At 63.4% G+C, this 580-nt stretch carries 1 protein-coding gene; it reads left to right on the forward strand.

From position 1 onward, the window contains the following. Nucleotides 1–579 (forward strand): EF-Tu C-terminal domain-related protein (locus tag NKI10_RS30885; protein WP_352862615.1); only part of this gene is annotated, 579 nt, incomplete at its 5' end. Nucleotide 580 lies beyond the last annotated feature (1 nt).

Consider the following 580-nt stretch of genomic DNA (forward strand, 5'->3'; position numbering starts at 1 on the left):
CCGGTTCGTCCGCTGGACAAGCCGTTCCTGATGCCGATCGAAGACGTGTTCTCGATCTCGGGCCGTGGCACGGTCGTGACCGGCCGCGTCGAGCGCGGCATCGTCAAGGTCGGCGAGGAACTGGAAATCATCGGCATCCGTCCGACGACCAAGACGACCTGCACGGGCGTCGAGATGTTCCGCAAGCTGCTCGATCAGGGCCAGGCCGGCGACAACATCGGCGCGCTGCTGCGCGGCGTTGATCGTGAAGGCGTCGAGCGCGGCCAGGTTCTGGCCAAGCCTGGTACGGTGAAGCCGCACAAGAAGTTCGTGGCCGAAGCCTACATCCTGACCAAGGACGAAGGTGGCCGTCACACGCCGTTCTTCACCAACTACCGTCCGCAGTTCTACTTCCGCACGACCGACGTGACCGGCATCGTGTCGCTGCCGGAAGGCACGGAGATGGTTATGCCCGGCGACAACATCACGGTCGATGTCGAGCTGATCGTGCCGATCGCCATGGAAGAGAAGCTGCGCTTCGCCATCCGTGAAGGCGGCCGCACCGTCGGTGCCGGCATCGTCGTCACCATCAAAGAGTAAT

It is taken from the genome of Mesorhizobium sp. M0802, assembly GCF_040320115.1.
Lineage (GTDB): Bacteria > Pseudomonadota > Alphaproteobacteria > Rhizobiales > Rhizobiaceae > Mesorhizobium.